This is a genomic window from Pseudoduganella sp. GW821-FHT11H04 (genome assembly GCF_058807935.1).
Genome location: NZ_JBXARE010000022.1, coordinates 1 through 13169 on the forward strand (window position 1 = coordinate 1; position 13169 = coordinate 13169).

The following is a 13169-nucleotide window of genomic DNA, read 5'->3' on the forward strand; positions in this document are numbered from 1 at the left end:
TTGGGGCGAATGCAATATAAATGCTAAGGTCCGAGAAGGGGCGAATTCGATATTAGAAGCGAAGGTCCGAGTTGGGGCGGAACCTGCCGGTCGCCGGGCGCCATGTGTCAGGTCAAGTAAATCAGTACAGGTAAGGCGAAACTGTGAAGCAACGTGGCCAATGTCGATGACCACGTTTGCATGGCTTGATTCGGTCAAGTGCTGCGCGCAGCAGCTTGCTGTTGTTCGATGTAGGCAACGAAGCTGGATGCGGTAATTCCGCTGGCACGCGCGCTGATCTTGATCAGTTCGAGGTGGCCCTTGTCGACCAGGCGGTAGAGGGTGCTGCGCGAGACGCCCAGCTTGGCCATTGCGACGTTGACGCGGTAGGTGGTTGGTGCGGTGATGTTCATATCTGTGATTCCTGTGCTTGTTGTTATGCTGCGGTCGCTATTAGCATTTCGTCGATGCCGCGCTCCAGGCGCTCTATGTGATCTGCGGCTTCCAGATCCAGTGCCGGCGGTTTGATGGTGCTTTGGCCGGCAACCGTGCGCAGCCGGCGCACCAGGTCGGCGCTGACGGCGGTGGTGTTGCCGCGCTTCGGATGCGGCCGGCTCCGGAATTGTTTCGCCAGATTCAGCACTGCATCGCGCTCAGGGGTGCGGAGCAAGTGCTCGTCGATCACGCCGCGCTCGCGCAGCGCAATCTTGGCGTGCAACAGTTCTTGCGACGACGCGTAGTAACGCAGCGTCTGGAGAATTTCGCCTGCGGTCAGCAGCTCGTACACCAAGTTCGTAATGACCTGGTCGGCGGTAAGTGCGATTGCCGCCGTATTCGTTGTTGTGTGGTTCTTAAAGGCGTTCATGGGTTGCGCTAGCGATTTTTTGGTTAAGTGGTCGCCATCAGCGTGATCAACGCGCTGATGGCTGCGAGGATTGCGAACATCACTGCGTCCAGCATTCCTTCTCGGGACATGGGTTAGATCCTCGATGGTGTTGGGAATGGCCAGGCGGCTTCTGGCACTAGCTCGCCGCCGGCTTCGGCCTGGGCCGAGCGGTTCTTGCGCACCTTGATGACTGGGCCGGCCTCGTCGCCCTGCTGCGCCTGCGGCTTGGCCTTGAGCGTGATCGTCTTGCGCGGCGCCGGCGCGCTGGCGGGTTCTTCCGCACCATCGGTGGTCACTGCATCGGCGGTGGAGGGCTCCTGGATCGCCTTCTTCTGCCAGCCATTGGTGCCGTAGAAGTAGCCGAGGCCGTTGGCAGCAGCTTCGACGTTGCGCAGGTGGTACGGCGCCTTGTCGATGATGTGCGCGGCTACGGCGGTCAGGTGGTCGATGTTGGCGGCGATCGCCTCGCGTACATCCTCTGGATTTTGCAGGCCTTCGATGTCAATGCTTGCGATGGCGAGGTCGGTTGCCGTGACATCGATGCCTTCGGCCTTCGCAATGGCCAGCATGGCGAGCGCGGTCGGGCGTGGCTCGTCGTCAAGATCCCAGGTGGACATGCTGAGGTTTTCGCCGACGATCAAGTCCATCAGCAGCAGCTGGACGGTCGTGATATCAGCCTGGTCAATGTACGCGCACAGGCCATCGTCGCTGCGATCCTGGAATGGATACAGGTCGCCAATCAGGTCGTCCGGCAGGCTGTGGTCCTGGCTGTCCAATACCAGCGCCTTGGTCAGTTCGCGCAGCATTGGCAGCGTGAGCCCTGCGGCGGCACGCGAGCGGATCTTGCGGTAGCGGATCACGCGCTCTTGCGTGATCACGTCGCAGCGCTGCTGGCGTTCCTCGCGCTCCTTCTGTTGTTTCAACGCGGCCTCTTGCTGCTTGGTCAGCTTCACAGCCTTGGATGGATCGGCGGCTTCGGCCGTAAGCCGTGCGGCGCGAACGCTTTCAGTTTCGCAAGCGCCTTTCTTCTCCAGTGCCGCCTGGACGTCTTTGCGCTTGTACACCTCGACAACCTCGCCGTCGGAATCCTTGATGTATTTAACTGGCTTAGGGAGCTCGTCAGCATTCAGCAGCTCCTTGATATAGCCGCTCATGCCTGTAGCCGGAGCTACGCGCTCAAAAGTGCTCAGGTGCGTTGTGGCGAGGACAAACTCGGTGCTGCTGCTCCAAGTGTTCGAGCGGATGGCGCCCGCGTCCTTGCCTTCCAGAACTGGAATGCCGCGCTTGTTCGCATATACGACGATAGCCTGATAGTGGGCTGCCGTTTTCTCTTGGAAGCAGTCGGGATCCGTGCAGATATTGGCGTTCTTGGCGTCCTGGTAGATTTCAGGCTGGTTGCCGGCGCGCTTGGGGCACTTCGTGCAATTGCCGACGGAGGCCAACAGCTTCGAATCTTTTGCATCGAACGGGGCTTCGGCCAAGTCCAGCGTATAGCGGCGCGCAATGTGTGCAGCTGCAGCGCGATACGACATCGTCTCGCCGTTGTACAGCGGCGCCATGATTTCGCCCAGGGCCTTGTCCTGCAGGTCCGGAGTCGGAATGCGGGCGATCAGCAGGGCAGTCGAGGCAGGGAAATGCTGGATGTCGTCCAGGAACATTTCACGTGCACGGAGCGACAAGGCGCAGAGCTTCAGGCGCCCGTAGACATACGAGCGGCTTTGCTTCACTTTGGCGGCCAGCTGGTCGGCGTTGTAGCCATGCTTGAGCATCAGCTGTTCGAAGCCGATCGCCTCCTCCAGTGGGTGCGGGTTCTCGCGCTGGATGTTCTCCAGCAGCTGGATCTCGGCAGCTTGCTTGTCCGTCAGGTGTCTGATGCTGGCTGGCGCGACCTGCAGGCCGGCCATCACCGCGGCGCGGAAGCGACGTTCGCCGGCGACAACCTCGAAGATCTGAGGAGCATTGGTGGTCGGCGTGACCGGGCGCAGCAGGATCGGCTGCAGGATCCCTACCTCGGCGATGTTGTCCGCCAGCTGCTGCAGCGCCTCTGGGTTGAAGCGGGTCCGGTTCGTGTACGAAATGCGGATCAGGTGCAGCGGAATGTCGCGATAGCCCTCAACAACAAGTTCACCTACAACGATCACCTGGTCGGCGGGAGCCGGTACAACCGGCGCTGGAAGAACTACAAGTTTGCTCATGGCGTGGGTCTCTCAGTTAATCGCGGTCGTTTGCCGCAAGGGATTTGAAATCGGTGGTCGGCATGCGGCGCACAGGGTGTTTGCGTGCGTAGGAGCGCAGCGCGCGGCCGAGGGAAGGGTCTTTCAGCGCAGCGTCCAATGGGCCTGCAACCTGGAATAGGCGGTGCGCCGCTGCAAGGGACTGGCGATCGGGATCGGCCGGCGTGACCGTGATGCCGCAAGGGGTGTCGCCCTGGCGCTCCAATTCGGCTTCGGCTGCGCAGGCGGCATTCGCGGCGCAGGTGCAGAACGTGGCGGTACCGGTGCTGGTGCGCACCTTGACGTTGAACTCTTGCACAAGGTGGTCATGGATAGCCAGTGCCTGGCGCAGGTCGTCGGCCGTGTCGCCGCGGAGGCCTGCGAAGCCGGCTTGTTGAAGCAACTCAGTAACGTTGATGGCGGCAGCTTGCAGGTGCTTCATGCTCGCCAGCAGCGCTGCCGCGTGATCGCTTAGCGTTGATTCCGGCGTCGACATGGTCGCGATGGTGAGAGGGGCGCTCATTTGCACACCTCGAGGGCGGTGCGGTCGGAATTTTGTGCAGACGTCTGCACCCGTACAACGGGCCTGTTCAGGTTTCGTGCGGCGATGTAGGCGTGACCCTTGAGGCTAGAGTCGACAGTGACTGTGGTTTCTGGCTTCTGTGACGAAAGATGCGCAGCGTGAATTGAGCGGCCTTCTTCAGCGCCTGCAAAGAATGCGTCGGCTGCCGCAGTGCCTTCTTGGTGTGGGCAGGCAAATGGTTTGCCGATCATGCGCTGCAGCATCGCGGCTCGAGCGCCGTCTACAAATTCAGTGCTACGTACGAACCGGTTCAGTCGTGGGGAAAAAGCATCGGTAAGGAGCTCGTCAATGACGGCTCGCAGGGATGCCACAGTATTCTGTTGCATGACCATCTGTCCTCTTCGTTGTTCAGATGGTCGAATATTAGTCGGGCTAATTAATTAAGTCAACAGTCCGACTAATAATCGCGAATGAAAAAATTACTGACGCTGATTTTTCTGTTGTTTAAAGGCGGCCTGAGAGAGGGCGTCCTGCTTGCCAGACGACTTTGCCGACAATGATGCAGTCGCCACCACGGCAGTGGCGTTTCCCGTACTGCGGAGCTCGGTTGAAGGAGTACATGTACCAGTCTGCTCCTTCCTTTACGAGCTGCTTGATCACCGCCTCGCCGTTGAAATTGATTGCGTAAAGTTCGTTCGAAACAGGCTTGGTGTCAGCAATATTAATAACGACAGTGTCATCTTCGAATAGGGCAGGTTCCATACTTTGCCCTTTGACTTTGATCGCCAATAGACACTGCGGGACATAGTCATTCTTCTCAATCCAGTCTCTTGGGACATGGATGGTGCCGCCATCATCAAAGCCCAAATCTGTCTCAAACCCAGTAATGCCGGCCTGGAGCTTTAAGGAGACTTTCTTGATTCCGATGGTCTCAACTGGTTCGCCAACTGCAACGCGCTGGAGGCTACTCAATACAGAGTGATCGCCAGGGGAGGCCGCCGCATACTTTGCAGCTTGTTCCGCCAAAGACGGGCTGAAGTCCGCGACAGTGCACCCAAAGACGGCGGCCATTTTCACGGCGGCGTCCACATTCAGCGGAATCCTACCGTTGAGGTACTGATTAAGAGCGCTTTGATTAAAGCCGAGCAACGACGCCGCAGCTTCCTGGGAGTACGGCTCTTTGTCTTCGCGTTTGCGCAGCTGCCACGCGCTAAAGCGTTGCTTTAGGCGCATAGCATCTTCGCGTTGTTCGTCAGTTAAGGGCATGGCAGGCATTAGGCAACAATATAAGCGAAACTAATATTTGGCAATTAGTCGGACTGTTGACAATATTAATCAGTCAGACTAATATTTCGCCATGAACACGATCTCCACGATTCGCGCGAGGCTGGGAATTACACAAGCGGCATTGGCCGTCGGCCTCGCGGTAACGCAAGGCAACGTCTCCAATTACGAACGGGGGCAGACCGTGCCTCCAGATGTCGCTAAACGACTCATTCGCTTTGCGCGTGGTCGCGGGTTGGCCGTGACTTTCGACGATATCTATGGCGAGCCGGATGAAATAACGGATGAGAAACTAAATTGAGCAAACCATGGACCGACGCCACACGTCGGTCTCTTTTTGCCCGATAAGTTGCAATATGGAAATGTTGCTCAATAGGGCCGCAGCTAATTGTAAGGCGCGTCTCGCGAACAGAAAGGAACTGCACAGTGGCCGCAAAAATCCTTACCTGGTGCTTGCTCATCTGTTGCTCACCGAAGAGCACCAGCGAAGGTGACGTTTGTTTATGTGGAGCTCTCCCGTGGGATCCGGACATACGAGCCGAATAGACTTTTATCGAGTTGTTGAGCTGAACAGTTTTCATCAGTGCAGATTATCGAATCGACAAGCATTAGACAACGTAGGGAATGAAAGGAAATACCTTTGAGCGAATTCACCAAGGCCTATCAGGCCATGATTACCAAGCATGGTTGGGCAGGTACTGCGGCCACCCTGGGTATGTCGCTGGCAATGCTAGAAGCTCGCGTGTACGGTTTCAATGGAAACGGCATGCGTGTCGATACTGCGATGACGATTCAACGGTATGCCGGAACGCACGATTTCGCCCAAGCCGTCGCGACCGCATCCGGCGGAGTTTTTGTTCGCCTCCCTGATGGAGATGTTATGTGTCGCGATGATCTGCAGATCAAGTTTCACGAACTGCACAAGGAGATCGGCGAACTTTCCGGCACCTATCTGGCAGCGACCGCCGACGGGGAGATCGATAAAAGGGAGCGTCGTCAGTTAGAAGCTATTGAGCAGCGCATGCATAAAACGATGCGAGAGCTGATGGCTCTAATGTTCCTGATCTATTGCCCGCGCAATGAGGCGGTATCGGTTAGCGCGGAGGTGGCCAATGTCTAAGAATGACCTTCCGCGCGCTGGCAGCCGCGCCGAGAAATGCCTGGCTTACCTTCATCGCCTCCATCGGCCGGCAACGATCAATGAACTGCGTACGCAGATCGACTCCAACGATTCCATGGCAGATTTCCGCCGGGTGGTCGTATCGCGCCTGCGTGTGGCTGGGTTGGTCGCCATCAGCGACGACGTCGTAACGATTACGGCCGACGGCCGTCGCTTCATGGGCTTCGAGCCGCCCAAAGAGCAATACGTGGGCATTCCAGCTGCCCCGCGCGTCGGCGGTGGCCATCGGCCGCTCCGCAGCCGTAGCCCGATGGTGGTCCGCGAAGGCTCGCTGGACTACCGCAACATTCCTTCGGTCATGGGCGGCAAGGAAGTGCCATACAAGGCGTCGACGCGTCAGGAAAACGAGTAAATGACGACGGTTAATGACGTTCTGGTCCAGATGGCCGCGGTGCTGCCTGCGCTGCCGCCAACGCCGCTCGATACCAGTGGGAAGTTTCGCAAATTCGGCACGGGCAAGAAGTCCTGGTACAAGCTGTTTGAAAACCTGCTCGACGATGGCCGCGTTGTCGTCACTGGTACGTTTGGTCGTTGGCAAGGGCGTGATCCCGGTACGACGAAGGTGGAGACGGATTGGTCGAGCGTCAGCGAGGCCGAGCTTGCCAACATCAAGCGCCGCCAGGAGGACAAGGCACGCCAGGAAGAAGCGCGGCGGGCCGTTGTGGTGGAGCGCGCAGCTGGACGCGCGCGCATGCAGTGGCGTCAAGCCAAGCCAGCTACCGAGGCGGCCACACACGCCTACCTGGTGCGCAAGCAAGTGACCGGCGAGGGCGTGCGGATCGACGAGAACGGCATGTTGCTTATACCGGCGCGTCGCTACAAGCCCGGCAGCGTAAAGCTGATGTGCGTGCAAAAGATCGACGCGAACGGCGAGAAAAAGTTCAATGGCGGGGCGGATACCATTGGCGTCGGCTGCTTGCTGGGTGCGACCTCCGCCAGCACCTCTCAGATCGGCCTGGCAGAAGGGTATGCCAGCGGTCGCAGCGTGCGCATGGCGGTCAACGAGGCTTTGCCACTGATGTTGGCATTCAGCGCCGGCAACCTGGTGCACGTTGCGCGCCAGCTGCGGCACGACTTCCCGGCCGCTGAACTGATCTTCTTCGCTGACGACGACTGGCAACTGGCGCAGCGGTACGAGCGTGACGTGTTGGGCGAGTTCGGCGTGGTGGCGCCGGCCATCGATGGCGCGGATCACGTGCTGCACAATGATGCCGGCGATCAGGTGACCGTTCGCGCCACCTGGCGAAAGGACGTGACCGGCACCGACTACATCGAGGCCGATGTGCGGTCAGGCCGCCGCTTCTATGTCTGGAAATTCGAGAACGCGGGCATCGCCAGCGCACGCGCTGCAGCACGCGAGGTCGGCAATGCGCGGGTCGTCTGGCCGGTGTTCAAGGATCGTGGCGAGAACAAATGGACTGACTTCAATGATTTGCACGTGCAGGAATCATTGACCGAAGTTCGCGCGCAAGTCATGGCCGCCCTGGTTGCCTCGAATGACCAGGTGCCGCTGGCTGTGCCAGAAGCCGAGCCCGAACCTATGCCCGAACAGCGGGCCCCCGTTCCCCCGATTCAGGCGGAGCCGGCCGGCCTGATCGTGCCAACGCTGGAAGGGTTGCTGTCGCACTTCGCTCTGATTTACCCGACCACTGACGTGTGGGACTCGCTCCGCAAGCAGCGGTTGAAAAAGTCCGCCTTCACGGCCTGGGTCGGCAAAGACCTGGCCGCGAAGTGGGAAAAGGATGCGGGCCGGCGCACCATCATGCGCGAAAGCCTGCCGACGCTGGTCGGTGGCCGTGCGGTTGAGGGCAATGGCTCCGGAGGCAAGCTGGGCGAAATGCTCGAGCAGCTGACGCTGTTGCGCGGTACCGAAACGGTATGGGATGGCATCGGCCAGCAAGTGATGGGCCTGGGCGCCGTGCGCGCTGATTACACGGCGGAGCTGACTTCGAAGTGGCAAGAGCATGCGCTGCGAAAAACCATCGAGGCAAAGAACCTGGTGTTCGATCCAACGCAGCAGGCCGATCCCGTCTCGCACGTGAATATCTTCCTGGGCTGGCCGCTGATCCCGAAGCCAAATGCCGACCTGGTCACGCCGATCCTCGCGCTCCTCGAGTCGCTATGCGGCGCCGAAGATAAGGTGGACGACTGCGTCTATTGGATCCTGCGCTGGCTCGCCTATCCACTGCAACACCCTGGCGCCAAGATGCAGACCGCGCTGCTGATGTTCGGCGAAAAGCAGGGCACCGGCAAGAGCCTGTTCTTCCAGGACGTGGTTGCGCCAATCTACGGCGACTACGGCACGGTCGCCAGTCAGCACCAGTTGGAATCGACCTTCACGGCCTGGCGCTCGCGCAAGCTGTTCGTCCTGTTCGAAGAAGTGCTGTCGCGGGATGACCGGTATAGCCATAACGGCACGCTGAAGTACATGATCACCGGCAAGTCGATGAGCATCAACGAGAAGAACCTGCCGCTGCGTGACGAGCGCAACCACATGAACAGCGTGTTCCTCTCCAATGAGCCGCAGCCGATCCCTATCGAACTGGAAGACCGCCGCTTCATGGTGATCGAGGCCAGGGCGAAGCAGTCGGAAGAGTTCTACGGCAAGGTCAAGCGGGCCATCGATGCCGGCGCCGTCGAAGCCTTCTACCACTTCCTCCTCACGCTGGATCTCGGGACTTTCAATGAGCACACCAAGCCGCCGATGACGCTGGCGAAAGAGCGCGTGATCGAGTTCGGGCTCAGCGGCTGGATGTCATTCCACCGCGCTTGGAAGGATGGCTACCTGGATGCGCCGTACTGCTCCTGCCTGTCGGAGGACCTGTACCGCATCTACCGGCGCTGGTGTGACAAGAGCGGTGAGAAGCCGCTGACGCTGTGCAAGTTCGCCGGCCTGATCGCCAGCCGCGAACACAAGGTCAAGCGGAAGGTGTCCGTGAACAAGAAGCAGCCAAAGTCGCGCATGGTCTTCGAGATCGGTAGCCCCGACAAGGACAGGCTGGAGGCGGAGATCGATGAATTCAGGGATAAGGGCGATGTGCGGGCGGAGTAATGCCGGGTTCGATGCAGGGTTGGCAAGGGTTGAAAACAAACCCTGCTCCGCGCAAACCCGCATGAATGCGTGGTTGTAGCAGGGTTGCAGGGTTAGCAGGGTAGGGCGCACGTGTGCGGGAATTTGTGTATGGATCATTGGATCAATTTTTTTTGAAGGACCACATGTAAATCAACCCTGTAACCATGCATACCGTGCTCAAAGTGAGTATTGGTGCGGGTTTCAACGGAGCAGGGTTTGAATCAAAGCCTGAAAACCCTGCACCAGTGGTGAAAACATAGATCGGAAGACAGATGATGAAGGTCACAGTGAAAGACAACTTCCCCGACGTTGCGCAGCGACTGAAGGATCTGGGTGACCAGGCGCCTTTTGTGGCCGCCGTGTCGCTGACGCGCTCGATCAAGGCGGCCCAGGGCGCCATCAAGGAAGAGATGCAACGGGCGTTCGATCGCCCGACCGCGTACGCCTTGAACGGCATGTTCGTTAAGGCGGCCACGAAACAGAACCAGGAGGCGAAGCTCTGGGTCAAGGACAACCCGAGCGGGCGTGGTACGCCGGCCGATCGCTTCCTGCTGCCGCAAATCTACGGTGGCATCCGTGGCATGAAGGGTATGGAGCGTCTGCTGCAGCGCTCCAACCTGATGCAGGCGGGATGGTTCGCGGTGCCGGCGGCTGGTGCGCAACTGGATGGCAACGGCAACGTCAAGCGTAGCCAGATCGTGCAGATCCTCTCGCAGTTGAAGCTGCAGCGTGGTACCGGCTTCGAATCCAGGGCCAGCGGCAGCGCGCGTTCGAGCCGCGCTGTCGCGCGCCAAGGCGTGACTTACTTCGCGCTGCCCCGCAAGAACCGTGGCTTGGCGCCAGGCATCTACCTCAAGCGCCGCTTCGCGCATGGCACAGCCGTGCGCCCTGTGTTTATCTTCGTCCAGTCTCTGAACTACCGGCCGCGCTTGCGTTTCTTCGAAGTCGGCCAGGCCGAGGCCAACGCACAGTTCCCGCGCCAGTTCGAGGCCGAATGGGGCAAGGCGGTGGCGAAAGCCAGGCTGCGGAAGTAGTCGGCGGCTGGCCACCCACCCCCTCCCCGGGGTTAGGTTCTTCCTGGGGCAAGGCGGTTAAGGGTAATTCAGGCCCCGTCTTCGCACTAGCCGGTGCCCAAAACATTTCCTGACAACTAACCTGACAAGTACACGAAACACATGCCGAACCTGACAACCATCGCCGAGTGGGCCGAAATCGTAGGGATCTCGCGCCAGTCTGCATACGACGCGGTGAAGCGCTGCGAAATCCCGGTGACCGATGGCAAGCTCGATCCGGATTATGCAACGCACCTGTACCGCAAGAACACGCGCCAGCGCGCGAACGGTAATCGTCCTGCCTCTCCGGCAACCATGGCGCCGCATGGCGCTACCGCGGGTGCGGGAGGGACGGGAGGTGCGGAAACCAAAGATCGGGTACCAGGGTATGACTCCAGCCGTGCACGCCGGGAGGCTGCGGAGGCAGCGAAGGCGGAACTGCAGCTGGTGGAGATGGCGGGCAAGTTTCTGATCAAGGATGACGTGGAAGCGGCGGCGTTCGAGATCGCGCGCGCCCTGCGTGATGGCTTGAACAACAGCGCGCGCCGCATCGCGGCGGAAGTCGCGGCACTGACCACAGCGGAAGCCTGCGAAGAAGTGATCGAGCGGGAGCTCTCCGCGCTGCTCGGCAGCATGAACCAGGCGCTGCTGGCCGACATGGACGTTGACATCAGCGAGGCCGTGCAATGCTAATAAAGCCGGCCATCCCCGTCATGCGTGCCGCGTTTAGCCGCGGCCTGGAGCCTGACCCGAATCTGCCAGTCGACGAATGGGCGGACGAATACATGGTCATCCCCAAGAGCGGCGGGGCGAGCGAGTACGGTAAATACCGTAGCAGCCGCACGCCACATGCGCGCGCCGTCATGCGAGCGCTGTCGTCGCGAAGCCCTTGCAAACGCGTGGCCGTGATGGGGGCATCGCAGATGCTCAAGACCCAGGTGGCGTTGAATTTCTTCGGTGCGACCGTGCACCAGGCCCCGTCGAATTTCCTGTGGATCCTGCCGACCGGCAAGCTGGCCAAGCGCGCCAGCAAGCGTATCGACAAGACGATCGCCGCCGTGCCGGTGCTGCGCGAGCGCGTCGCCCAACCGCGCTCCAGGGATTCCGTCAACACGACGGATACCAAGGAATACATCGGTGGCGCACTCACCATCGTCACCTCCGGTGCGGCGGCCAACCTGTCCGAGCTTTCCTGCCGCTACCTGGTCTACGATGAAGTCGATCGTGCGGACGCCAACGTCGACGGTGAGGGCGATACCACGGCACTGGCTGAGGCCCGACAGACAACGTACGAGCGCAACAAGAAGTCCTACTATCCGAGCTCACCAACGGTCAAGGACGCGTCGACCATTGAGGCGCTGTACATGAAGGGGACGCAGCGCGAGGCCCTGGCGGACTGCGTGCACTGCGGCCATCCGCAGACTCTGGTATTTGAGCGGTTGCAGCAGGGAGACGATGGGCACGCAATGTATCCATGCATCGAGTGTGGCGCCTTCATGTACGAAACTGACAAGACCAGGATGTTCGAGCGTGGCGGCTGGACGGAAGGCGTGGCCGGTGACGGCGAAACCGAGAGCTTCACCATTAGCGGCATGTTCCTGCCGTATGGTTGGTTCTCCTGGCTCGGCCTGCTCAAGGAATACCGCGCCGCCAAGGCGAAGCTGGAAGCGGGCGACGACGAACTGATGATCACTTTCTACAACACGCGCCTGGCACGCAGCTGGGAGCGTAAGAAAGAGCAGACCAAGGCCAAAGAGCTCGAGGATCGCGCAGAGCCATACAAGCTGGGTACGGTGCCGGCTGGTGGCCTCATCCTGGTGGCGACGGTTGACACGCAGCCGGATCGCTTCGAAATGAAAGTCGTGGCCTGGGGCGAAGGCATGGAAGGCTGGATTGTCGATTACCAGCTCATCGCAGGTTCACCGTCCGATCAGGCGACGACGGACAAGCTCGACCAGCTGCTGCTTGGCCGGTACCGTCACGCCGGTGGGCGCATGTTGCCGATCTCGGCGGCGTTCATCGACTCCGGCGGCGCCAACACCCAGGACGTCTACAACTTCTGCCGCATGCGGCAGCATCGCCATATCTTTGCAATCAAGGGCCACTCGCAGGCAAACAAACCGATTCTCGGCGCCAAGCCTTCGCTGCAGGACGTCAACTGGAACGGGCAGATCATCCAGCAGGGCGTCAAGCTGTGGATGCTCGGTACCGATACCGCGAAGGATTACCTGTCAGCACGCTGGAAGTTTGGCAGTGGCCCAGGCGCTATCCACTTTTCCAAAGACCTGCCCAAGGAATATTACGAGCAGCTCACCGCCGAATATTGCATCACCGTCTGGCGCCGCGGCCATAAAGTGCGCGTGTGGGAGAAGAAAAAGAACGACCGCAACGAAGCTGGTGACCTGATGGTCTATGCCATCGCCTGCGCCTATTACCTGGGCCTGCATAAAAAGACCGCCTTCCAGTGGGCACAGGTGCGCGAGTTCGTCGATCCCGATACACGCGACCTGTTCCTTGATCCGGCGCCATTGCCGGAAGCGGGCGCTGATGATGCCGCGCCAGAAGCACAAATAATTCACTCTGCCAAACCACATCCAGAAACATGGCCAACACAGAAATCTCAGCCCAGTTCCGTACTGCCACGCCGGCCAACCGGGAGGCAATGGTGACCGACGAATTTTTCCACGATGCCGACTTGGTCGATGCAATCTTCGCATTCATCGAGCAGGAATTTCCCGCACTTGCGCCGCGCACCGCCCAGCTCAAGGAGGACGTGCGTCGCGAGTTCAGCGGCATCGAGGTCTACATTCCCCGACGTTCAATGGCCGCGCGCCAGCAGTTGACCGTCGAAGTCCTGCGCATGTTCAATGGGCGTAACGCCACCGAGATCGCGCGCCGACTCAACATCGGGCGGGCAACGGTGTACCGCATCATCAAGCAGGACGGCATCAAGAAGTAGTCTCAGTTTTCCGAGAATTG

Annotated in this window: 14 protein-coding genes; 8 read left to right on the forward strand and 6 right to left on the reverse strand. The window is 59.9% G+C overall.

Annotated elements, in window-relative coordinates:
- Window positions 1-194: 194 nt before the first annotated feature.
- From AC1RTP_RS27160 to AC1RTP_RS27185, 6 genes are all read right to left on the reverse strand, one after another.
- Window positions 195-392 carry a helix-turn-helix transcriptional regulator gene (locus tag AC1RTP_RS27160; RefSeq protein ID WP_498611760.1) on the reverse strand — a complete coding sequence of 66 codons (198 nt, stop codon included), beginning with the start codon at window positions 390-392 and terminating at the stop codon, window positions 195-197.
- A 23-nt stretch (window positions 393-415) separates the two neighbouring features.
- The gene (locus AC1RTP_RS27165; protein WP_498611761.1) at window positions 416-844 is read right to left on the reverse strand and encodes a hypothetical protein; all 429 of its coding nucleotides are present in this window, start codon (window positions 842-844) and stop codon (window positions 416-418) included.
- 113 nt (window positions 845-957) lie between these two features.
- Window positions 958-3060: a ParB/RepB/Spo0J family partition protein gene (locus AC1RTP_RS27170; RefSeq protein ID WP_498611762.1), complete on the reverse strand. Its 2103-nt coding sequence runs from the start codon at window positions 3058-3060 to the stop codon at window positions 958-960.
- Window positions 3061-3076: 16 nt separating this feature from the next.
- On the reverse strand, window positions 3077-3601 hold the full coding sequence (locus tag AC1RTP_RS27175; RefSeq protein ID WP_498611763.1) for a hypothetical protein: 525 nt from the start codon (window positions 3599-3601) through the stop codon (window positions 3077-3079).
- On the reverse strand, window positions 3598-3987 hold the full coding sequence (locus AC1RTP_RS27180; protein ID WP_498611764.1) for a hypothetical protein: 390 nt from the start codon (window positions 3985-3987) through the stop codon (window positions 3598-3600). The genes AC1RTP_RS27175 and AC1RTP_RS27180 overlap by 4 nt, the downstream gene beginning before the upstream one ends.
- A 118-nt stretch (window positions 3988-4105) precedes the next feature.
- Window positions 4106-4867, reverse strand: a complete 762-nt coding sequence (locus tag AC1RTP_RS27185; RefSeq protein ID WP_498611765.1) for a LexA family transcriptional regulator — start codon at window positions 4865-4867, stop codon at window positions 4106-4108.
- Window positions 4868-4958: 91 nt separating this feature from the next.
- Between AC1RTP_RS27185 and AC1RTP_RS27190 the strand changes: the two genes are divergently transcribed.
- From AC1RTP_RS27190 to AC1RTP_RS27225, 8 genes are all read left to right on the forward strand, one after another.
- Window positions 4959-5186, forward strand: a complete 228-nt coding sequence (locus AC1RTP_RS27190; RefSeq protein ID WP_498611766.1) for a helix-turn-helix domain-containing protein — start codon at window positions 4959-4961, stop codon at window positions 5184-5186.
- Window positions 5187-5525: 339 nt separating this feature from the next.
- Window positions 5526-6005 (forward strand): YmfL family putative regulatory protein, encoded by a 480-nt coding sequence (locus AC1RTP_RS27195; RefSeq protein ID WP_498611767.1) that lies wholly within the window; start codon window positions 5526-5528, stop codon window positions 6003-6005.
- A complete protein-coding gene (locus tag AC1RTP_RS27200; protein ID WP_498611768.1) occupies window positions 5998-6417 on the forward strand; it encodes a hypothetical protein in 420 nt (139 codons plus the stop codon). The genes AC1RTP_RS27195 and AC1RTP_RS27200 overlap by 8 nt, the downstream gene beginning before the upstream one ends.
- Window positions 6418-9117 (forward strand): DUF5906 domain-containing protein, encoded by a 2700-nt coding sequence (locus tag AC1RTP_RS27205; protein ID WP_498611769.1) that lies wholly within the window; start codon window positions 6418-6420, stop codon window positions 9115-9117.
- Between the two features lie 293 nt (window positions 9118-9410).
- Window positions 9411-10172: a hypothetical protein gene (locus tag AC1RTP_RS27210; RefSeq protein WP_498611770.1), complete on the forward strand. Its 762-nt coding sequence runs from the start codon at window positions 9411-9413 to the stop codon at window positions 10170-10172.
- A gap of 141 nt (window positions 10173-10313) precedes the next feature.
- A complete protein-coding gene (locus AC1RTP_RS27215; protein ID WP_498611771.1) occupies window positions 10314-10883 on the forward strand; it encodes a hypothetical protein in 570 nt (189 codons plus the stop codon).
- Window positions 10877-12859, forward strand: coding sequence for a phage terminase large subunit family protein (locus AC1RTP_RS27220; RefSeq protein ID WP_498611772.1), 1983 nt, complete (start codon window positions 10877-10879; stop codon window positions 12857-12859). Before AC1RTP_RS27215 ends, AC1RTP_RS27220 begins: the two co-directional genes overlap by 7 nt.
- Window positions 12793-13149: a Mor transcription activator family protein gene (locus AC1RTP_RS27225; protein WP_498611773.1), complete on the forward strand. Its 357-nt coding sequence runs from the start codon at window positions 12793-12795 to the stop codon at window positions 13147-13149. Before AC1RTP_RS27220 ends, AC1RTP_RS27225 begins: the two co-directional genes overlap by 67 nt.
- The last annotated feature ends 20 nt before the right edge of the window (window positions 13150-13169 follow it).

Excerpts from the sequence above, each read along its gene's own strand:
- AC1RTP_RS27190 (WP_498611766.1), top strand. The coding sequence starts at position 4,959 with ATGAACACGATCTCCACGATTCGCGCGAGGCTGGGAATTACACAAGCG.
- AC1RTP_RS27170 (WP_498611762.1), bottom strand. The coding sequence starts at position 3,060 with ATGAGCAAACTTGTAGTTCTTCCAGCGCCGGTTGTACCGGCTCCCGCC.
- AC1RTP_RS27165 (WP_498611761.1), bottom strand. The coding sequence starts at position 844 with ATGAACGCCTTTAAGAACCACACAACAACGAATACGGCGGCAATCGCA.
- AC1RTP_RS27210 (WP_498611770.1), top strand. The coding sequence starts at position 9,411 with ATGATGAAGGTCACAGTGAAAGACAACTTCCCCGACGTTGCGCAGCGA.
- AC1RTP_RS27175 (WP_498611763.1), bottom strand. The coding sequence starts at position 3,601 with ATGAGCGCCCCTCTCACCATCGCGACCATGTCGACGCCGGAATCAACG.
- AC1RTP_RS27215 (WP_498611771.1), top strand. The coding sequence starts at position 10,314 with ATGCCGAACCTGACAACCATCGCCGAGTGGGCCGAAATCGTAGGGATC.
- AC1RTP_RS27185 (WP_498611765.1), bottom strand. The coding sequence starts at position 4,867 with ATGCCCTTAACTGACGAACAACGCGAAGATGCTATGCGCCTAAAGCAA.
- AC1RTP_RS27225 (WP_498611773.1), top strand. The coding sequence starts at position 12,793 with ATGGCCAACACAGAAATCTCAGCCCAGTTCCGTACTGCCACGCCGGCC.
- AC1RTP_RS27205 (WP_498611769.1), top strand. The coding sequence starts at position 6,418 with ATGACGACGGTTAATGACGTTCTGGTCCAGATGGCCGCGGTGCTGCCT.
- AC1RTP_RS27180 (WP_498611764.1), bottom strand. The coding sequence starts at position 3,987 with ATGCAACAGAATACTGTGGCATCCCTGCGAGCCGTCATTGACGAGCTC.
- AC1RTP_RS27220 (WP_498611772.1), top strand. The coding sequence starts at position 10,877 with ATGCTAATAAAGCCGGCCATCCCCGTCATGCGTGCCGCGTTTAGCCGC.
- AC1RTP_RS27160 (WP_498611760.1), bottom strand. The coding sequence starts at position 392 with ATGAACATCACCGCACCAACCACCTACCGCGTCAACGTCGCAATGGCC.
- AC1RTP_RS27200 (WP_498611768.1), top strand. The coding sequence starts at position 5,998 with ATGTCTAAGAATGACCTTCCGCGCGCTGGCAGCCGCGCCGAGAAATGC.